We start from the raw sequence: 18,345 nt of genomic DNA on the forward strand, positions 1-18,345 counted from the left end.
AGTCACTTCTTCATCTCCAAACGTCGGGCCGACTACTGGAACAGTCGAATCGGGTTGACCAGGTCGGCGGTGACGGTCAACAGCATGTAGCCGACCACCACGACGAGGATCACGTAGGTGGCGGGCATCAGCTTCAGGTAATTGACCGGCGCCGCGGCGACTTTGCCGCGCGCCGACCGGAGCAGGTTGCGAATCTTCTCGAACACCGCGATCGCGATGTGCCCGCCGTCGAACGGCAACAGCGGCACCAGGTTGATCGCGCCGAGCACGAAGTTCAGCTGGGCCAGGAAGAACCAGAACGCCACCCACAGACCGTGATCGACGGTGTCGCCGCCGATGATGCTGGCGCCCACCACGCTGATCGGGGTCTCGGGGTCGCGCTCGCCGCCGCCGATGGAGTGCACCAGCGCGCCGACTTTGGTCGGGATCTTCGCCAGCGACTTGCCCAGTTCGACGGCCAGGTCACCGGTGAACGCGAACGTCGCGGGGACCGCCGACAGCGGGTTGTACTGCGTGGGACCGAAAACCTCGGGCGCGACACCGATGGCGCCGACAGTGGTCGGTGCGGTCGCGTCCTTGGACGTCCACCGCTGGGTCGTGGTGACGTCGACAGTGGTGGTGAACTCTCGGGACTGCCCGTTCTCGACCCGGTCGACGGTGAAGACGGTGGGACCGTTCACCTTGCGCACCGCGGAGACGAGCTCGTCGAAGGTCTTGACCCGGGCGTCACCGACTTTGGTGATGACGTCGCCCTTCTTGATGCCGGCCAGCGCGGCCGGACCGGGTCCAGTGCAGTCACCCGCCTTGTCTTTGCTGACTTGTGGTGCGACGCAAGCGGTTTCGCCGACCATCGCATTCGTCGGTTGATGCAGGTTGGGCAGACCCCACACGATGGCGATCCCGTAGACCAGCACCAGACCAATGATGAAGTTCATCGCCGGCCCGGCGAACAGCACCGCCACCCGCTTCCAGGTGTCCTGCTTGAACATCGCGTACGGGCGCTCGTCGGGCGTGAGTTCCTCGACCGAGGTCATACCGGCGATATCGCAGAAGCCGCCGAGCGGGACCGCCTTGACGCCGTACTCGGTGGAGCCGAGCCGGTTGGGCCGGTGCGTGGACCACAGGGTCGGACCGAAGCCCACGAAGTAGCGGCGCACCTTCATTCCGGTGGCGCGCGCCACCCACATGTGACCGCATTCGTGCAGCGCCACGGAGATGAGGATGCAGAGTGCGAACAGCACAATGCCGATAACGAACATCATCGGATTGAAGCGACCTCCTGTGTGACGGCCTCGCGGGCCCGTTGCCGTGCCCAGCGCTGCGCGTCAAGTACTTCTTCCACGGTAGCGGGTTCGGCGGCCCACTGGTCTGCGGCGTGCAGCACGTCGGCGATTGTTCGCACGATGGCCGGGAACCGGATCTTTCCGGTCAGGAAGGCCTCGGCGGCCTCTTCATTGGCGGCGTTGTAGACCGCGGTCAGACAGCCGCCGGCCTGTCCGGCCTCGCGAGCCAGGTCGACGGCGGGAAACACCGTGGCGTCCAGCGGCTCGAACTCCCAGGTGGAGGCCGTGGTGAAGTCGCAGGCCGCGGCGGCGGCGGGCACGCGGTCCGGCCAGCCCAAGGCGAGTGAGATCGGCAGTTTCATGTCCGGCGGGCTGGCCTGGGCAATCGTCGAGCCGTCGGTGAACGTCACCATCGAGTGCACGATCGACTGCGGATGCACGACGACCTCGATGCGCTCGTAGGGAACACCGAAGAGCAAATGCGTCTCGATCAGCTCCAGACCTTTGTTGACCAGCGACGCAGAGTTCAGCGTGTTCATCGGGCCCATGTTCCAGGTCGGGTGGGCGCCGGCCTGCTCGGGAGTGACAGGCTCGAGCTGGGCGGCGGACCAGCCGCGGAACGGCCCGCCGGAGGCGGTGAGCACCAGTTTGGCGACCTCGTCGGGAGTGCCTGAGCGCAGGCACTGGGCCAGCGCCGAGTGCTCGGAGTCGACGGGCACGATCTGTCCCGGAGCCGCTGCCTTGACCACCAGCGGTCCGCCGGCAACCAGCGATTCCTTGTTGGCCAGGGCCAGGCGGGCGCCGGAGGCCAGCGCAGCCAGGGTCGGTTCCAGCCCCAACGCCCCGACCAGGGCGTTGAGCACCACGTCGACGCCGGTCTCGCAGGTGTCCTGCACCAGCCGGGTGACCGCGTCGGGCCCGCTGTAGGTGACATCACCGAGCTGGTCCGCGGCGGCGGGGTCGGCGACGGCGACGCTGGTCACACCGGTCTCGGCGCGCTGTCGGGCGAGCAGGTCGGGATTCCCCCCGCCGGCGGCCAGACCGACGACTTCGAACCGGTCCGGATTCTCGGCGATGACCTCCAGCGCCTGGGTTCCGATGGAACCGGTGCTGCCCAAGATCAGGACCCGGAGACGGTTGGCGGCGCTCACCACTCAATTGTGCCGCGTGCGGCCCGCAATCCCGGCATCCCTGTCGATTCGCGCCCGCCGAGACTGTGACGCGTTTGTGACCCCACCCCGGATGCACCCGTCCGGACCGCGGTGCGTGCCGAATTGCCTGTGCATTGCCGATCACGACCGGTCGCACCGACTGGAACCGATTCACACGACAAGGGAGTCACCTATGGCATTTCATCGCACCGTTTTGAGCGCTGTCGGACTGACGGCGGCCGCCGTGCTCTTCGCGGGCTGTTCCTCGACCAGTACGACGGCGGAGTCGTCATCGAGCACCTCGCCTGCGGCGACCACGACGACCTCGACCACCACCTCGGCGGCGGCCGCACCGGCCGGCACGCTCGTCGGCCCCGGTTGCGCGAGCTATGCCGAACAGGTGCCTACCGGACCCGGTTCGGTCGCGGGCATGTCGAAGGACCCGGTGACGGTGGCAGCCAGCAACAACCCGCTGCTGAAGACGCTGACGTCGGCGCTGACGGGCAAGCTCAACCCGAACGTCAACCTGGTGCAGACCCTCGACAGCGGGCAGTTCACCGTGTTCGCGCCGACCGACGACGCGTTCGCCAAGCTCGATCCCGCCACCGTCGAGAAGCTCAAGACCGACTCGGACCTGCTGACCTCGATCCTGACCTACCACGTGGTTCCGGCGCAGGCCAGCCCCGCTCAGGTCGTCGGCCAGCACAAGACCGTCCAGGGCGCAGAGGTCACGGTGACCGGATCCGGTGACGCGCTGAAGGTCAACGACGCCAACGTCGTGTGCGGCGGTGTGCAGACGGCCAACGCCACGGTCTACCTGATCGACACGGTGTTGATGCCGCCCGCCCAGTGACCCGGCGCGCTCCGCACGAACCACGACAACTCTCAACACATCGCCACGGTGCGCTGACCTCTTCTGGCGCAACGTCTTACGAAAGGAATGAACGAATGTCGATGAAGGTATCCACGAAGGTCGCGTCGATGGCCGGCCTCACCATGGCCGCGGTGTTCTCGGTGGGCCTGGCTCCCGTCGCCGCCGCCGACAACCACTCAGGTCCGGTTGGGCCGGGTTGCGCGGCCTACGCCGAGCAGGTGCCCACCGGGCCGGGTTCGGTGAGCGGAATGTCGATGGCCCCGGTCGCCACCGCGGCCGCCAACAACCCGATGCTGACCACCCTGACGGCTGCGCTGTCCGGCAAGCTGAACCCCGAGGTCAACCTGGTCGACACCCTCAACGGCGGGCAGTTCACCGTCTTCGCGCCTACGGACGACGCTTTCGCGAAGATCGACCCGGCCACCATCGACCAGCTCAAGACCAACAAGGACCTGCTGACCTCGATCCTGACCTATCACGTGGTTCCGGGTCAGGCCACACCCGACAAGGTGGTGGGGACTCACAAGACCGTCCAAGGCGCGGACCTGACGGTCACCGGCTCGGGCGATCACCTGCAGGTCAACGGTGCCAACGTGGTGTGCGGTGGCGTGCGCACCGCCAACGCCACGGTGTACCTCATCGACACGGTGCTGATGCCGCCGGCGCAGTAGACCGGCGCGACCCGTACGCCGGCCGGCTCGGTGATCGAGAGCTCGGGCGGCGTGCGGGTCACCCCGCGGGTGAGGACCTGCGTCGCGCATACCTTCAGCATGGAAAGGGCAGCATAGGAACATGCCCACACTGTTGTGGTTCCGTCGCGACCTGCGCCTGAACGATCTGCCCCCGCTGTTGGAGGCTGCCGCCGACGGCAACGAGGTGCTCGCCTGTTTCGTGCTGGACCCACGTCTGGAGACGTCATCGGGCCCACGTCGGCTGCAATTCCTCGGGGATTCGCTGCGCACGCTCGCCGACTCACTCGACGGCCGGCTGCTGATCACCCGCGGGCGGCCCGAGGAACGAATCCCCTTGCTGTGCAAGCAGATCAACGCCACTGAGGTGCATGTCTCGGCCGACTTCACCCCGTTCGGGGTGCGGCGCGACGCGGCGGTCACGGCCGCACTGGCCGAGACGGGGGCGACGCTGCAGGCCACCGGTTCGCCCTATCTCGTCACGCCGGGTCGGGTCACCAAGGACGACGGCACCCCGTACAAGGTCTTCACCCCGTTCCTGGCCCGGTGGCGGGAAGTCGGATGGCGCGGTCCCGCCGCGTCGGCAACAGCGAAGGTGAACTGGATCGACCCGGCGGACCTGCCCGCGAAGCTGCGGGTGGACGCCCCCGACCCGGGTGCCGACCTCGACCTCGAGGCCGGCGAGGCGGCGGCGCTGGCCGGGTGGAAGGAGTTCGTCCGATCCCATCTGGCCGACTACGACGAGGATCGCAACCGGCCGGACAAAGCGGCCACCAGCCGGATGTCGGCGCATCTGAAGTTCGGCACGATTCACCCGAGGACGATGGCCGCCGACCTCGACTTCCGCACCAAGGGTCCGGCTTCGTATCTGCGGGAGCTGGCGTTCCGGGACTTCTACGCCGCGGTGCTCGACCAGTGGCCGGACAGCGCGTGGTGGAACTGGAACCGAAACTTCGACGCCATCGAGGTGGACACCGGCCCCGAGTCGACGAAGGCGTTCGAGGCCTGGAAGGAGGGCCGCACCGGATTTCCGATCGTCGACGCCGGGATGCGTCAGCTGCGCGACTCGGGATTCATGCACAACCGGGTGCGGATGATCGTGGCGTCCTTCCTGGTCAAGGATCTGCATCTGCCGTGGCAGTGGGGCGCCCGGTGGTTCCTCGAGCAGCTGGTCGACGGCGACATGGCCAACAATCAGCACGGCTGGCAGTGGTGCGCCGGGTCCGGGACCGACGCGGCCCCCTACTTCCGGGTGTTCAACCCGACCACCCAGGGCCAGAAGTTCGACCCCGACGGGGAGTACATCCGGCGGTGGGTGCCCGAGCTCGCCGACGTCACCGATGTCCACAAGCTCAAGGGCGGCCCACCACCCGGTTATCCGGAGCCGATCGTCGACCACGCCGCGGAGCGGGTCGAAGCGCTGCGGCGCTACGGCCAGATCGGCTGAGCTCGGGTCGAAGCGGTATGCCAGAATTACCGCAGTTGCCGAGTGACAGGAGCCGCAATGGTCAGCACCGAGGTGGAGCGCTATTCAGAGGTCGATCCGGCCGACGTACCCTCAGCTGCCTGGGGCTGGAGCAAGGTCAATCCGCGCACCTGGCACGCTCTCGGCATCTTCGTCACGGTCTTCCTGCTGGCGATGTTGAAGGGCAATCACGTCGGCCACGTCGAGGATTACGTGCTGATCGTGTTCGCGGTGCTGGTGTTCGCCGTGACCGTGCGCGACTGGTGGGGTCGCCGCCGCGGCTGGATCCGCTAGGCCGACGCGCTAACCGCTGGCGGCGAGCTGGCCGCATGCCGCGGCGATCTCCCGCCCGCGGGTGTCGCGCACAGTGCATGACACTCCCTGAGCGCGCACCCGGCGGACGAATTCGCGTTCCACCGGCTTGGGGCTGGCGTCCCACTCACTGCCCGGCGTCGGGTTCAGCGGAATCAGGTTCACGTGCGCCAACGGGCCGAGGGCCTGATGCAGCTTCTTGCCGAGTAGATCAGCACGCCAGGGCTGATCATTGACGTCGCGGATCAGCGCGTACTCGATCGACACCCGCCGGCCGGTCTGGTCGGCGTAGTAGCGCGCGGCGTCAAGCACGTCGCTGACCTGCCAGCGGTTGTTCACCGGCACCAGGGTGTCGCGAAGCTCATCGTCCGGCGTGTGCAGTGACAACGCCAGCGTCACACCGAGGTGTTCGTCGGCGAGCTTGCGCATCGCCGCTGCCAGCCCGACGGTCGACACCGTGACCGACCGCGCGGAGATCCCGAAGCCCTCCGGGGGCGCCGCGGTGATGCGCTGCACGGTGGCAAGCACCCGCGCATAGTTGGCCAGCGGCTCACCCATCCCCATGAACACGACATTCGACAGGCGTTCGCCGAACTCGTCGCGCGAGGTCACCGCCGCCGCCCGAACCTGCTCCAGGATCTCGGCGGTGCTCAGATTGCGGGTCAGCCCGCCCTGTCCGGTCGCACAGAACGGACACGCCATGCCGCAGCCGGCCTGCGACGAGATGCACACCGTGTTGCGGTTCGGGTAGCGCATCAGCACCGACTCGAACGTGGCGCCATCGTGGGCGCGCCACAACGTCTTTCGGGTCTCACCCGCGTCGCACTCGATTTCTTTGGCCACCGTGAGCAGCTTCGGGAACAGCGCATCGGCGACGGCGTCGCGGACCGCCGCGGGCAGATCGGTCATCTGCTGAGGATCGGCGAGCAACCGGCCGTAGTACTGCTGCGCGAGCTGCTTGGCCCGAAATGCCGGCAACCCCAGTTCGGCCACCGCGGCCGCGCGGGCCGCGGCATCCAGGTCGGCGAGATGCCGCGGCGGTAACCCACGCCGCGGTGCCTCGAAGACGAGCTCTTGTTTCATTGGCTCCAGTATGGCGGTCAGGCCAGCAGAGTCAGGACTATCCAGCCGGCGACCGCAGACGGCAGCATCGCGTCGACGCGGTCCATGATGCCGCCATGGCCGGGCAGCAGCGTGCCCATGTCCTTGATACCGAGGTCGCGCTTGACCTGGGACTCCACCAGGTCGCCGAGGACTCCGGTAATCACCAGCATCAGCCCGAGCGGCAGACCGACCCAGGCCGGCTTGTGCAGCAGGAACGTGACCGAAAGCACGGCCGCGGTGACGCCGAACAACAGCGAGCCGCCCAGGCCCTCCCAGGATTTCTTCGGGCTGATCGCCGGGGCCAGCAGATGCTTGCCGAACAGCACGCCGGCTGTGTAGCCGCCGATGTCGGCGAACACGACGGTGGCGATCACGGTGAAGACCCGGGCGCCGCCGTTGTCCTGGAAGATCAGCAGCGCGGTGAAACTCGCGAACAACGGCACCCAGGTGGCCAGCAGCACCGAGGCGGCGATGTCGCGAAGATAGTTGACCGGCTGCTCGCGCAGACCCTGACCGAGCAGGCGCCACACCATGGCGACCACGATCGTGGCACCGTAGGCGCCCAGCGTTCCCGCCACGCCCCACGGCCAGGCCAGCCAGATCATCGCCTGGCCACCGAGCAGCAGCGGCACGACGGGCATCACATACCCGTGCTCGCGAAGCCGGCGGACCACCTCGTGGGTGGCGATCGCCATCGCGATGGCCAATAGCGGCATCCACCACTTCGGGGCGAACAGCAGGCTGCCGATCGCCATCGCGCCGAGCACGACGCCGACGGCGATGGCGGCGGGCAGATCACGCCCTGCGCGCGAACTCTTGGGCGATGGCTGCGCGGCCGCGCCGCCGGTATCGGTTTCCGCCACTTCGATGCGTTGCTGAAAGGTGGCTACACCTCCAGCAATTCGCCTTCCTTGTGCTTGACCAACTCGTCGATCTGGCCGACATAGGTGGCTGTGGCCTTGTCCAGATCCTTCTCGGCGCGCCCGACCTCGTCCTCGCCGGCTTCGCCGTCCTTGCGGATGCGGTGCAGTTCCTCCATGGCACGACGGCGCACGTTGCGCACCGCCACCTTGGCGTCCTCACCCTTGGACTTGGCCTGCTTGACCAGATCGCGGCGGCGTTCCTCGGTCAGCTGCGGGATCGACACCCGGATGATGTTGCCGTCGTTGGTGGGGTTCACCCCGAGATCGGAGTGGCGGATCGCGTCTTCGATCGCCCGTAGCTGCGACGCCTCGTAGGGCTTGATGACGACCATCCGTGCCTCGGGCACGTTGACGCTGCACAGCTGCGTGATCGGCGTCGGCGACCCGTAGTAGTCGACGACGACGCGGGAGAACATTCCCGGGTTGGCCCGTCCGGTCCGGATGGACGCCAAGTCGTCGCGGGCGACCGAGACGGCCTTCTCCATCTTCTCTTCGGCATCGAAGAGAGCCTCTTCAATCATGTAGTGGTCCTCCTCAACCGCTGACCAGAGTTCCGATCTTCTCACCTGCGACCGCCCGGGCGATATTCCCGTCGGTGAGCAGGTTGAAGACCAGGATCGGCATTCCGTTGTCCATGCACAAACTGAACGCCGTGGCGTCGGCGACCTGAAGCCCGCGATCGAGCACTTCGCGGTGGCTGATCTCGGTGATCATCTGGGCCTTCGGGTCCTGTCGCGGATCGGCGGTGAAGACGCCATCGACAGCCTTGGCCATCAGCACGATATCCGCACGGATCTCCAGGGCGCGCTGCGCCGCTGTGGTGTCGGTGGAGAAGTACGGCAGACCCATGCCGGCTCCGAAGATCACCACGCGCCCCTTCTCCAGGTGCCGCACCGCGCGCAAGGGAATGTAAGGCTCCGCGACCTGCCCCATGGTGATGGCGGTCTGAACCCGGGTGACGATGCCTTCCTTTTCCAGGAAGTCTTGCAGCGCAAGGCTGTTCATGACCGTGCCGAGCATGCCCATGTAATCGGAGCGGGTGCGTTCCATCCCGCGCTGCTGCAGCTGCGCGCCGCGGAAGAAGTTGCCGCCGCCGATGACGACAGCAACCTGGACGCCACTGCGGACCACCTCGGCTATCTGGCGGGCCACCTGGGCGACGACGTCGGGATCCAACCCGACCGATCCGCCGCCGAACATCTCCCCACCGAGCTTGAGCACCACCCTGTTGAAATGTGGGCGCAATTCCTGAGAATCCGTCGCCGTCTCCCCCATCAGACTCCTCGGACTAGTCGGGCTCCTGGCATGAGAGTGCCATCCCGGCGACTTTCGGGACGGCACTTCCATCCTGCCTCATCGCCGAAGGTGCCGATTTCCCGGGTTATGCCGGGTGCGCCCATCACCACAGCACAGCGATACCCGCTGCCGTCAGCGATAAGACCCCCACCGAGAGGAAGACCGGGCGCGGAACCGGCTCGCCGGTGCGCCGCTGCCGGGCGTTGCCCATACCGAGCAGGCCACCGATCACCACCAGGATGGCCAGCTTGACCCCGATCTTGGGATAGTTCAAGACAATTCCGGCGGGCCACGGCGCGGCCAGCGCCAGACCGGTGAGCAGCGACACCAGCAGGCCGTAGTCCATCAACCGGGTGGTGCGAAACCTCCGGGCGGCTCCCTCGGCCGCCCACGCGCCGAACGTCACCGCGAACCCGACGATGTGCACCAGCACAACTACATGACGTAGTAGTTCCATGCGGCAGAGCCTACGACACGACGTCGCCCATCAAGCGGCAGTCAGCCGAGGTGCGCCGACAACAGCCAGGCCGGCATCGACTTGCGACCCTTCGGCTCCTCGCGCAGGTCACCACCGGCCGACTTGACCATCGCAGCCATCTCCGGTGGCACGTTGGCGTGAATACGCGCGGGACGGATCTCGTCGATCACCCAATACGGTTCGACCGCGGCGCGCAGCTCGTCCTCGGTCACCGGATGCACGGGCCCATTGGCGGGCATCGATCCGACCGCGAAGACCAAGACGAAGTAGGACGCCCCCGGTGCGGCCGCACGCACGATCGAGCGCTGATAGCCGTCGCGCAACTCGACCGGCATCGAGTGGAACAGGGTCGAGTCGACGATGGTGCCGAATCTGCCGTCGTAGCCGCCGAAGTCGCTGATGTCGGCGACGTCGAAACTCGCGTTCCGCAGGCCGCGCTTGGCCGCCTCCGCGCGGGCGAGCTCGATGGCCGCGGGTGACAGGTCCAGGCCGACGGTGGTGAAGCCGCGCTCGGCGAGGTAGATCGAGACCGCCGCCTCCCCACAGCCGGCATCAAGCACGTCACCGTGAAACTTGCCCTGTTCGATCAGTGCCGCGATCTCGGGCTGGGGCTCGTCGATGCTCCACGGCGGACGAAGGCCCGCGAACTGCGGAGCCGACTGACGGTAGGCCGAATCAAAGAGATCTTCTGTACTCATACCTCCACGACTATCAACCCAGTTGATATATGTCAATATCATTGACATGGGTGGAGGTCACGACGAGCCGCTGGGCTACCTGATGCACCGGGTGGCCTCGGCGCTGCGCGCCGAAGTGAGCACCACCGCGCTCGAACCGGCCGGCCTCTCGTTCCCGCAATACATCTGCATGCGAATTCTGTCCCGGTTCCCCGACCGCTCCAACGCTGAACTGGCCCGCGACACCGGCGTCTCGCCACAGGCGATGAACATGGTGCTGCGCAGCCTCGAAGAACGCAGGCTGGTCACCCGCCCCGACACCGTGGCCTCCGGCCGTTCGTTGCCCGCGAAGCTGACCCGGGCCGGTGCAGAGCTGCTGGACAGCACCGAGACGGGCGTCCGCGCCGCCGAGCAGCGGCTGATGGCGGGCCTGTCCACCGAGCAGCGGCGAGAATTCCGTACCATTCTCGCCGCCCTCGGCGCCCCGGACCAGTAGCTGATCCCGATTACGTTGCGCTGCAGCCTCGTTGGTTGTCAGTGATTGGCGTGGCAGGCTTTCGGTGGTGACGGCGGCAGGTCAAGCGCGGGATTACCGTCGAAGAAGCCGATCGGCTTGAGGTGGAATCCGGTGTAGGCGCACGGCATCACCGGCCAGTCCTCGGGCCGAACGATGTGGTGGGCCCCCACCGTGTACCAGAGCACCACGTCGGTGTTGTCCAGCGGGGCGTCGTCGGCGACGTACTCGGGCAGCCCCTGCGCCTCGGCGCACTGATACATGTAGTCCCCGGCGGCGAACTTCTCGGCCGGGTCGTACTTCGTCACCCACAGATTGTGTTGGACGAATCGGGCCCGGTCATAGATGTAGGAGCCCTCCTGCACCATCACCGGCACCGGGTCCCGCGGCACCAGCTTGTAACCCACCTCGGCGCCGAGTTCGTTGATCTTCGACGGGTTGGTGACTTTCCAGTAGCGCCCGGTCTGCCAGTTCCAGTCCCGGGCGCCCTCGGCCTCCGACGCGACAAGGGTGTCTCGGGTGATCCAGGCATTGTGGTGCGGGTTGAGCGCCGGGTCGGGCTCGGCGATCGAATCCACCTCGTAGACACTGTTATCCGGACCATCAATGGCCATGTCGAGTCGGAAACTGAAGAAGTGCTGGTGATTCGGGCCGTAGATACCCGGCGCCACCAGCTTGCCCCACCGCGGCTTCTCACCCTCGGGGATCGACCCCGTCGTGAGCACCCCGGAGAGTTTGACCTCCATCTCGATCGACGCGTCGTTGTACAGGTACCAGAAGAACCCGTACTCATAGTTGCCGACCGTGCAGATCATCGAGATCACCAGCCGGCGCGAGCGACGCACCTCGACCTCGCCCGTGCGGAAATCGGTGTGCTTCCAGGAGATTCCGTAGTCTTCTTCGTGCATGCAGATCGCGTTGGGGATGGTGACCGCATTGCCGTCGGAATCGTGCACCATGCCGTCGAAGTAGAAGATCTCGCCCAGACAGTCGCAACCCAGGGTCAGCGGGTTCGCCGAGAAGCCCATGCCGACCTCGCCCATGTCGAACACGTTCTTGTTCCAGTGTGTCGGCGAGGTGTCCCCGTACGGCACCACCATCTCCGAGAGCGCGGCCCGGTACATGATCGGCCGGACGGTGCCCCGGTCGTTGTAGGTGATCTCGTGCAATGTCAGGCCCTCGCGCGGGTTGAATCCCACTCGTAGAGACCACTTCTGCCACTCGACCTTCCAGCCGTCGACGGTGAAGCTCGGTCCGTCCGGCTGGGTGATCTCGATGGTCTTGACGTCGTCGCGGAACTCGGTGAAGGCCGGTCGGTTGTCGGCGTCGAACATGAACTGCGCCGAGTAGTTGCCCGCCTTGGGCGGCAACGGCACCACGCCGTGGTCTTCGACGTCGAGCACCGTCATGGAGTCGAGGTCGAAGGTCACGATTACGCCCTCCACCGGGCGGGCGTATCCGTGCTCCGACGGCGCCGCCCGCATGAAGGTGAGCGGGCGACAGATCAGCGGCGAGTTCTCGTAGTGATCCTGCGCTCCGTAATAGCCGGCCGGCCACGGATCGATCATCGCCAGGTCGAAATCGGTGATGCCGCGCTTGCGCATCGCCTCCTGCCAGCGTGGGTCGGCTCGGACCACCTCCTCGACGCCGGTCATGTGCTCGACCAGATACGACGGGAAGCGGCCGGGAATCGCAGTCCAGGACTCCACCACCCGGGCGCCGATGTCGACGACCGACTCGTAGATCATCTTGGCCGCCCCGTCGTACATGGTGCAGAACGCCCGCCGCGGGACATCGGTCATCGACTCAAACGTCAGCTGCGTGTTCTTGGCCGGCTCGGCGAGCTGGATCATCACGAATTTTAGTGTCGGAGTTGAATAGTCGGATTCTTTGACGATCGCGGCCGCCATCTCGATCTCGGCTCCGCTGAGCGGGTCGAGCGGGTAAGCGGCACGGTCATCGGTCGTTCCCGTGCTCAGCACGGTGCTGTCCATGGTCATTGTCGGTCAAACCGCCTCAGGGCTAGGTGATTCGGATTTCTTGAGATCGAGCACGGCCAGATGCGCCAGTGCGTCTTCCTTGGTCGTCTTGTGCGCCGAGCGCCGGCCGAAAATGTAGACAACGACACCCAGGGCGAACATGCCGAGCGCGATGCTGCCGGTCCAGGTCATCCAGGTGCTGTCGGGCACATCCGCGATCCACGACTTCGCGAACGAGTAATAGACGCCGCCGATGGTACCCAGCGAGCCGACGATGACCGTGATCCAGACACCGACCGTGCCGCCGGGGATCCGCCAGAACTTCTCCGCGGCATAGCGATCGGAGTACTTCTTGCGCGCGATGATGACCGGGACCAGGAAGAAGAATCCGGAAATCAGCCACGCGATGGACAGGCCGCCCTGCAGGAACACGGTGACGTTGGCCATGCTGCTTTGGGAGTAGAGCCCCACGATGAGCAGCGACGAGAGCACGCCCTGGATGAGGATCGCCGTCACGGGATTGCGGGTACGCGGATTGAGGTGTGTGAAAATGCGCGGCAGGTGACGTTCCAGACCGGAGACGAAGATCAGTCGGGAGTAGGTGACCTGGTAGCTCATCAACGCCACAAACACGATGATGGCCAGCACGACAGCCGCGGCTTCCATCACGCCCTTGGGTGCGGCGGTGCCCAGCATGCCGATGACACCGGTGACCGGATTCACCTGATCGGCCGGCAGCACCATGATGGTGCCAAGTGTGGTCAGCAGGTAGATCAGGATCAGCGCGATCGACCCGTACACCACCATTTTCGGTCCGCTCTTGCGTACCGAGAGGAACTCCGCGCCCATGTTGTACGGCGTCTCGACACCGACCAGGTAGAGCAGCACGGTGCCATACAGGAAACCGGCGCCGGCGAAGTCGGGAACCATTGCGGCGTGCGCGGTGAACTCCTGGGCCGACCCGTTGCGGATGGCGTAGATGACGCCGGAGATGAAGATGACGGCGGTCAGGGCCCAGTAGACGACGAAGACGGTGTTCATGATGCGTTGGTTGGCAGCGAGCTTGGCCAGCGCCAGGCCGATGACAGCCCACAGCAGCGCCACCTGGATGATGATGGTGAGCGTCAGGCCCAATTCGGCGTGAAAAGCCAGCAGCAGGAACTGCAGGATGATCGCCGGTGAGGACGCCGAGTTCAGCACCACCGGGATCCACGACAGGTAGCCGCCGATGAATCCCCAAGTCTCGCCCATGGTTCGGGTCGCCCAGATGTAGACACCACCTTCACCGGGCCACAGGTTGCCGAGTTCGGCGACCGCCATGCCCGCGGGGATCAGGAAGGTGAGGATGCCGAGAATCCACATCGGGATCGCGGTCCACCCGCCGGCAGCCATGATCGACGAGCCGGTGATCCAGCAGATGATGAAGACGTAGGTGGCGGTCAGGCCGAAGGTGGTCATCACCTTCGGCAGTACCTGCTCGGGAACGAGCTCTGTGGTCAGCAGCTTGTCACGCCCGGCCGAGGCCGGCGCATCTATTTGTTGCGTCATACGTAACTCCCCATCGGAGTTGGATCAATTGATGATTTGTCCGTCTCTCATCCGGACGACACGGCTCGCTTCATCGGCCACCGTGGGATCGTGGGTGCTGGCAACGACCGTCACGCCCAGCGTTGAGCACAGGTCGCGCAGCATGCGCACCACCGTCTCCCCCGTACGGTGGTCCAGATTTGCAGTCGGCTCGTCGGCCAGCACCAGCGTCGGGTTGCTGATCAGCGACCGCGCGATCGCGGTCCGCTGCTGCTCACCGCCCGACATCTTGGTCGGCTGGTGGTGCACCCGGTGGCTCAGCCCGACCAGGTCGAGCAGGTCGAGTGCGCGCTGCCGCAACGCCTTACGGTCATACGGCTCGAACATCAGCGGCAGCTCGACGTTCTCGACCGCGGACAGGAACGGGATCAGGTTGTAGCTCTGGAAGATGAACCCGATGGTGTCGTGGCGCAGTGCGGCGAACTGGCTTTCGGTCAGCCTGGCGGTGTCCCGGCCTGCGATCAGCACCGACCCTTTGGTCGGCCGGTCCAGGCCGCCGATGATGTTCAGCAGCGTTGACTTGCCGCTCCCACTCGGACCCATCAGGCAGACGAATTCGCCTGGCATCACGGTCAACTCGGCGGAGATCAGGGCTTTGACGACTTCGTCGCCGAGCTTGTGCAACTTCCACACGTCGCTGATCTCGATCACCGGCGACGGCTCGGGCGCTGACGCGACGTCGGGGACGGCGTCTTCGACTGCGGTCATGTCTAACCTCCGGTCGACAGGGAATGGACGGGGGGACGCGACGCCGCGTTCCAGGTGGGGATGACGCTGGTCGCCAGGGCGGCGGCAATGCTGACCGCGACCGCGATCGCCGAGCCGAATCCGAGACCGGCCGCCGACACCCCGGTGGGCACCAGACCGAGCATGCCGAATGCGACGGCGGCGATGATCGCAAGCACCACACCGACGATCGCTCCGAGCGTGGCCGCGACTGCCGGTTCGACGAGCAGTGCGGCGATGACAGGACGGCGCGGCACTCCGGTGGCGCCGAGCACCCCGAGTTCGCGGGTGCGATGCGCGATCGTGCGGGTGGTCGCCACAGCCACTTCCACGACACCCACCAGCAGCACCGTGATCGCGATCAGGATGACGGCCCGGCCGATTTCTCCTGCGTGACCCAGCGACGCCGACTGTTCCTGGATGCCTGCCGACATTCCGAAGACGATGACGACGAGAAAGGCGCCGGTGGCGGTGGTGACGATCGGTAGCACCATCTCGCGGACCCGGCGTCGTGCCGCCAGCCAGCCGTAGGAAAGTCCGAACCTCATCATCAGCGCGCTCCGAGCAGGTCGACCGGACGGTTCTGCAACAGGCGATGCACCGGTATCAGTGCACCGACGATCGACATCGCGGGCAGGAAGCCCGCCACCATGCCGGCCGCCTGAAGCCAGGCGACCGGCGTCGCGATGCCCGGAATCACCAGCCACACAGCGACTCCCGCGGTCAGCACCCCCACCACGTAAGCCGCCATGAACACGACGGCGGACTCCACGAGGAAGAAATACAGCACCTCGTCGGCCAGGCCGATGCTGGACATGATGCCGAACTCACGGCGGCGTTCCTGCACGGCCGCCAGGAAGGACGAGACCGCGATGATGAACCCCAGCACCAGCCCGATGATCGAGATGATGCCCAGCGTCGAGCTGGTGACCTTGCCGGAGAACAACGCCGAGAACTTCTGATCGAACGTCAGCGGGCCGGTACCGCCCACCGTGTCGTAGATCAATCCCGGGCCGCCGGGATCTGGCTTGACGGACGGATCGGAGGTGGACCGCAGCCCTACCGCGTCACCAAAGGTGCTGCCGAGGCTGCGGCTCTTCTCCTGACCGGTCGGCGCGTACACGGTCCACCACCCGCTGTCGCCCACCACGGTGCGCGCCAGTGGGGTCGACACCGTGACCGATTCTCCCGTGCCGCGTACCACCACAGCGAGGCTCTGCGAGCCGACACTGACCCGGTCACCGTCGTGCAGACCCAGTCGTTGCGCGACGCCGGAGCCCAAAACTGCTTGGCTGTCCGGGATTTCGTCGTTGCCGCGCAGCGATACCGGCGTACCACCGATGTCGGTAGTGCCCGAGAGCGTCTTGATCGCCCGCCACCCCCCAGGGGCGTCGATCACCGGGACCGGACCATCGGCGACGAGCGCCTGCACCGAGCTGTCGTAGTGGACGCCCGCGGCAGGCACCGCCCACAGTTGAGCACCACCGAGCACGTCGGTCACCGAATCGGCGCCGGTGATGGCGAAGCTCGACGAAATCGTGCGCACCACCGTCACGCAGGTGATCGCCAGTGCGATACCGAGAACAGACAGCACAAACCGTTCGGGCCGCCGGCGGATGTTCGCCCAAGCAAACCGGAGCAGACGCACGAACGTCTTGTTTCCGGATGTTGTGGCGATCACCGATGGCCGCGAAATCGTTGTGGAGGCAGAGGTTTCCACACCGAAAATATTCGGCGTGGACTGTTTCGGCCACCGAATCCGCTGATGTCACCCGAGTTACGCGAGCACCCCGGCTGTTAAATCAAGGTGTCTGTGGCAACTAGTGCGACAGCGGCTGCCGAGGCGCGGTGTCGATACGGGGCCACGGCTGAGCCGCCTCGAGCTCGAAGGCGAGCTCCAGGAGTCGGCGTTCGTGCCCGAGCGGTCCGGCCAGCATCATGCCCACCGGCATGCCGGACGCGGATTGGGCCAGCGGCAAAGAGATTGCCGGCTCGCCGGTCGCGTTCTGCAGCGGGGTGAATGCCACCCAGTCGATCAGTCGGTCCATGATCTGCTGGAAGTCCGCGGTGGGATCCAGATGACCGATGCGGGGCGTCTCCTCGGCGAGCGTGGGCATCAGGATCACGTCGTACGTCTGATACAGCCGGGCGGTGATTCGCCGCAGCCTGCGCAACCGCGTGATGGCGATCGGCAACTTGTGCAGGTTGCGGGTGGCGTGCCGGTCGAGCCCCAGGGTGAGATTGTCGAGCTTCGTCTTGTCGAAACTCTGACCGAACGTCCGCTGCCCGGTGCGCACCAGCGTCATCGCCAGAAACGCCCAGTACAACAGGAAGTCGTCCAAGAAGTAGCGCGGCACCGGCGGCTGGTCGAGGTATTCGACGCTATGACCAAGGCCGGCAAGCAGTTCGGCGGTCTTCAGGGTGTGATCCCGTATGGTGGGTGCGGCCTGACGAACGACCGATTGGGTGACGACGGCGATGCGCAGCCGGGCAGTGCTCGGCCCGGTCACCGCGCCGATGGGCGGCAGCTTGCGGTCGCGCCAGACCCGCTCGGCTTCCCGGTAGAACGCGGCGGTGTCGCGCACACTGCGGGTCAGCACCCCGTCGTTGACGATGCGCACCGGCATCTGTCGGGTCATCTTGTCCAGCGGTAGCCGGCCCCGTGACGGCTTGAGGCCCACCAGGCCGTTGCAGGCGGCGGGGATGCGGATGGAGCCGCCGCCGTCGCTGGCGTGGGCGATGGGCACCACACCGGCCGCGACGAACGCACCGGAGCCCGACGACGACGCCCCGGCGGTGAAGTCGGTGTCCCACGGATTGCGAACGGCGCCCAGCCGCGGATGCTCGGCGGAGGCGCTGAACCCGAACTCCGAGAGCTGGGTCTTGCCCAGCGGCACCACGCCGGTGGCCAGAAAGAGGCTGGCGAACTCGCCGTGCGCGGGCTGGGGACGGGGCTCCCAGGCGTCGGTGCCCTGCATGGTCGGCATGCCCTCGACATCGACGTTGTCCTTGATGAACGTCGGCACCCCGTCGAAGTATCCGTGGCCGCCGGCGGCCGCGCGGGCCAGTGCCCGCTCGAACGTCTGATGGGCCAGACCGTTGAGCATGGGGTTGACCGCCTCGGTACGCGCGATGGCGGCCTCCACGAGCTCGAGGCGGGATACCTTGCCGGTGCGGAGGGCGTCGACCAGAGCGACGGCGTCCATCGTGCCGAGCGCGTCATCGCGGTAGGCGTTCACATGTTGCATTCCGCCGACGCTAGCAGGCACGTGTTCAATAGCAGCGAT

19 protein-coding genes are annotated in these 18,345 nt (G+C 66.3%); 5 read left to right on the forward strand and 14 right to left on the reverse strand.

Annotation, left to right across the window (positions count from 1 at the left end; translation table 11 throughout):
* Positions 1-32: 32 nt before the first annotated feature.
* Together CRM90_RS09960 and dxr are read right to left on the reverse strand one after the other, a co-directional pair.
* Complete coding sequence (locus CRM90_RS09960) at positions 33-1,262, reverse strand: M50 family metallopeptidase (protein WP_102806838.1); 1,230 nt, start codon at positions 1,260-1,262, stop codon at positions 33-35.
* Complete coding sequence (gene dxr, locus CRM90_RS09965) at positions 1,259-2,434, reverse strand: 1-deoxy-D-xylulose-5-phosphate reductoisomerase (RefSeq protein ID WP_102806839.1); 1,176 nt, start codon at positions 2,432-2,434, stop codon at positions 1,259-1,261. The genes CRM90_RS09960 and dxr overlap by 4 nt, the downstream gene beginning before the upstream one ends.
* A 193-nt stretch (positions 2,435-2,627) precedes the next feature.
* Between dxr and CRM90_RS09970 the strand changes: the two genes are divergently transcribed.
* The 4 genes from CRM90_RS09970 (at position 2,628) to CRM90_RS09985 (ending at position 5,756) form a co-directional block, all read left to right on the forward strand.
* Positions 2,628-3,287, forward strand: coding sequence for a fasciclin domain-containing protein (locus tag CRM90_RS09970; RefSeq protein WP_102806840.1), 660 nt, complete (start codon positions 2,628-2,630; stop codon positions 3,285-3,287).
* Between the two features lie 101 nt (positions 3,288-3,388).
* Complete coding sequence (locus CRM90_RS09975; protein ID WP_370508195.1) at positions 3,389-3,979, forward strand: fasciclin domain-containing protein; 591 nt, start codon at positions 3,389-3,391, stop codon at positions 3,977-3,979.
* 121 nt (positions 3,980-4,100) lie between these two features.
* Complete coding sequence (locus tag CRM90_RS09980) at positions 4,101-5,444, forward strand: cryptochrome/photolyase family protein (protein WP_102806842.1); 1,344 nt, start codon at positions 4,101-4,103, stop codon at positions 5,442-5,444.
* A 57-nt stretch (positions 5,445-5,501) separates the two neighbouring features.
* Positions 5,502-5,756, forward strand: coding sequence for a DUF2631 domain-containing protein (locus tag CRM90_RS09985; protein ID WP_036338962.1), 255 nt, complete (start codon positions 5,502-5,504; stop codon positions 5,754-5,756).
* 9 nt (positions 5,757-5,765) lie between these two features.
* Here the strand turns inward: CRM90_RS09985 and rlmN are convergent, their stop codons facing one another.
* The 6 genes from rlmN to CRM90_RS10015 form a co-directional block, all read right to left on the reverse strand.
* Complete coding sequence (rlmN, locus tag CRM90_RS09990) at positions 5,766-6,857, reverse strand: dual-specificity RNA methyltransferase RlmN (protein ID WP_102806843.1); 1,092 nt, start codon at positions 6,855-6,857, stop codon at positions 5,766-5,768.
* A 17-nt stretch (positions 6,858-6,874) separates the two neighbouring features.
* Positions 6,875-7,741, reverse strand: coding sequence for a phosphatidate cytidylyltransferase (locus CRM90_RS09995; protein ID WP_102806844.1), 867 nt, complete (start codon positions 7,739-7,741; stop codon positions 6,875-6,877).
* Positions 7,742-7,764: 23 nt separating this feature from the next.
* Complete coding sequence (gene frr, locus CRM90_RS10000) at positions 7,765-8,322, reverse strand: ribosome recycling factor (RefSeq protein ID WP_102806845.1); 558 nt, start codon at positions 8,320-8,322, stop codon at positions 7,765-7,767.
* A gap of 13 nt (positions 8,323-8,335) precedes the next feature.
* The gene (pyrH, locus tag CRM90_RS10005; RefSeq protein ID WP_102806846.1) at positions 8,336-9,076 is read right to left on the reverse strand and encodes a UMP kinase; all 741 of its coding nucleotides are present in this window, start codon (positions 9,074-9,076) and stop codon (positions 8,336-8,338) included.
* Between the two features lie 124 nt (positions 9,077-9,200).
* Positions 9,201-9,554 (reverse strand): Fe-S protein, encoded by a 354-nt coding sequence (locus tag CRM90_RS10010; protein ID WP_102806847.1) that lies wholly within the window; start codon positions 9,552-9,554, stop codon positions 9,201-9,203.
* Positions 9,555-9,595: 41 nt separating this feature from the next.
* Positions 9,596-10,273 (reverse strand): class I SAM-dependent methyltransferase, encoded by a 678-nt coding sequence (locus CRM90_RS10015; protein WP_102806848.1) that lies wholly within the window; start codon positions 10,271-10,273, stop codon positions 9,596-9,598.
* Positions 10,274-10,319: 46 nt separating this feature from the next.
* On the opposite strand from CRM90_RS10015, the gene CRM90_RS10020 reads away from it, so the two are divergent.
* On the forward strand, positions 10,320-10,748 hold the full coding sequence (locus tag CRM90_RS10020) for a MarR family winged helix-turn-helix transcriptional regulator (protein ID WP_102806849.1): 429 nt from the start codon (positions 10,320-10,322) through the stop codon (positions 10,746-10,748).
* Positions 10,749-10,786: 38 nt separating this feature from the next.
* Here the strand turns inward: CRM90_RS10020 and CRM90_RS10025 are convergent, their stop codons facing one another.
* The 6 genes from CRM90_RS10025 to CRM90_RS10050 all read right to left on the reverse strand — a co-directional run bounded on the left by CRM90_RS10025 (position 10,787) and on the right by CRM90_RS10050 (position 18,306).
* Positions 10,787-12,766 (reverse strand): primary-amine oxidase, encoded by a 1,980-nt coding sequence (locus CRM90_RS10025; protein WP_102806850.1) that lies wholly within the window; start codon positions 12,764-12,766, stop codon positions 10,787-10,789.
* A gap of 6 nt (positions 12,767-12,772) precedes the next feature.
* A complete protein-coding gene (locus tag CRM90_RS10030; protein WP_199189845.1) occupies positions 12,773-14,293 on the reverse strand; it encodes an APC family permease in 1,521 nt (506 codons plus the stop codon).
* Positions 14,294-14,317: 24 nt separating this feature from the next.
* A complete protein-coding gene (locus CRM90_RS10035; RefSeq protein WP_102806851.1) occupies positions 14,318-15,040 on the reverse strand; it encodes an ABC transporter ATP-binding protein in 723 nt (240 codons plus the stop codon).
* Between the two features lie 2 nt (positions 15,041-15,042).
* Positions 15,043-15,609, reverse strand: coding sequence for an ABC transporter permease (locus CRM90_RS10040; RefSeq protein ID WP_102806852.1), 567 nt, complete (start codon positions 15,607-15,609; stop codon positions 15,043-15,045).
* Positions 15,609-16,778 (reverse strand): ABC transporter permease, encoded by a 1,170-nt coding sequence (locus CRM90_RS10045; RefSeq protein WP_199189846.1) that lies wholly within the window; start codon positions 16,776-16,778, stop codon positions 15,609-15,611. Before CRM90_RS10045 ends, CRM90_RS10040 begins: the two co-directional genes overlap by 1 nt.
* 100 nt (positions 16,779-16,878) lie before the next feature.
* Positions 16,879-18,306, reverse strand: coding sequence for an amidase (locus tag CRM90_RS10050; protein WP_102806854.1), 1,428 nt, complete (start codon positions 18,304-18,306; stop codon positions 16,879-16,881).
* Positions 18,307-18,345 lie beyond the last annotated feature (39 nt).

It is taken from the genome of Mycobacterium sp. ENV421 (assembly GCF_002887815.1).
Taxonomy (GTDB): domain Bacteria; phylum Actinomycetota; class Actinomycetes; order Mycobacteriales; family Mycobacteriaceae; genus Mycobacterium.

Bases quoted from the DNA above. Each gene is read 5' to 3' on its own strand.
- CRM90_RS09960 (WP_102806838.1), bottom strand. From the start codon at position 1,262: ATGATGTTCGTTATCGGCATTGTGCTGTTCGCACTCTGCATCCTCATC.
- CRM90_RS09970 (WP_102806840.1), top strand. From the start codon at position 2,628: ATGGCATTTCATCGCACCGTTTTGAGCGCTGTCGGACTGACGGCGGCC.
- CRM90_RS09975 (WP_370508195.1), top strand. From the start codon at position 3,389: ATGAAGGTATCCACGAAGGTCGCGTCGATGGCCGGCCTCACCATGGCC.
- CRM90_RS09980 (WP_102806842.1), top strand. From the start codon at position 4,101: ATGCCCACACTGTTGTGGTTCCGTCGCGACCTGCGCCTGAACGATCTG.
- CRM90_RS09985 (WP_036338962.1), top strand. From the start codon at position 5,502: ATGGTCAGCACCGAGGTGGAGCGCTATTCAGAGGTCGATCCGGCCGAC.
- rlmN (WP_102806843.1), bottom strand. From the start codon at position 6,857: ATGAAACAAGAGCTCGTCTTCGAGGCACCGCGGCGTGGGTTACCGCCG.
- frr (WP_102806845.1), bottom strand. From the start codon at position 8,322: ATGATTGAAGAGGCTCTCTTCGATGCCGAAGAGAAGATGGAGAAGGCC.
- pyrH (WP_102806846.1), bottom strand. From the start codon at position 9,076: ATGGGGGAGACGGCGACGGATTCTCAGGAATTGCGCCCACATTTCAAC.
- CRM90_RS10010 (WP_102806847.1), bottom strand. From the start codon at position 9,554: ATGGAACTACTACGTCATGTAGTTGTGCTGGTGCACATCGTCGGGTTC.
- CRM90_RS10015 (WP_102806848.1), bottom strand. From the start codon at position 10,273: ATGAGTACAGAAGATCTCTTTGATTCGGCCTACCGTCAGTCGGCTCCG.
- CRM90_RS10020 (WP_102806849.1), top strand. From the start codon at position 10,320: ATGGGTGGAGGTCACGACGAGCCGCTGGGCTACCTGATGCACCGGGTG.
- CRM90_RS10025 (WP_102806850.1), bottom strand. From the start codon at position 12,766: ATGACCATGGACAGCACCGTGCTGAGCACGGGAACGACCGATGACCGT.
- CRM90_RS10030 (WP_199189845.1), bottom strand. From the start codon at position 14,293: ATGACGCAACAAATAGATGCGCCGGCCTCGGCCGGGCGTGACAAGCTG.
- CRM90_RS10035 (WP_102806851.1), bottom strand. From the start codon at position 15,040: ATGACCGCAGTCGAAGACGCCGTCCCCGACGTCGCGTCAGCGCCCGAG.
- CRM90_RS10040 (WP_102806852.1), bottom strand. From the start codon at position 15,609: ATGATGAGGTTCGGACTTTCCTACGGCTGGCTGGCGGCACGACGCCGG.
- CRM90_RS10050 (WP_102806854.1), bottom strand. From the start codon at position 18,306: ATGCAACATGTGAACGCCTACCGCGATGACGCGCTCGGCACGATGGAC.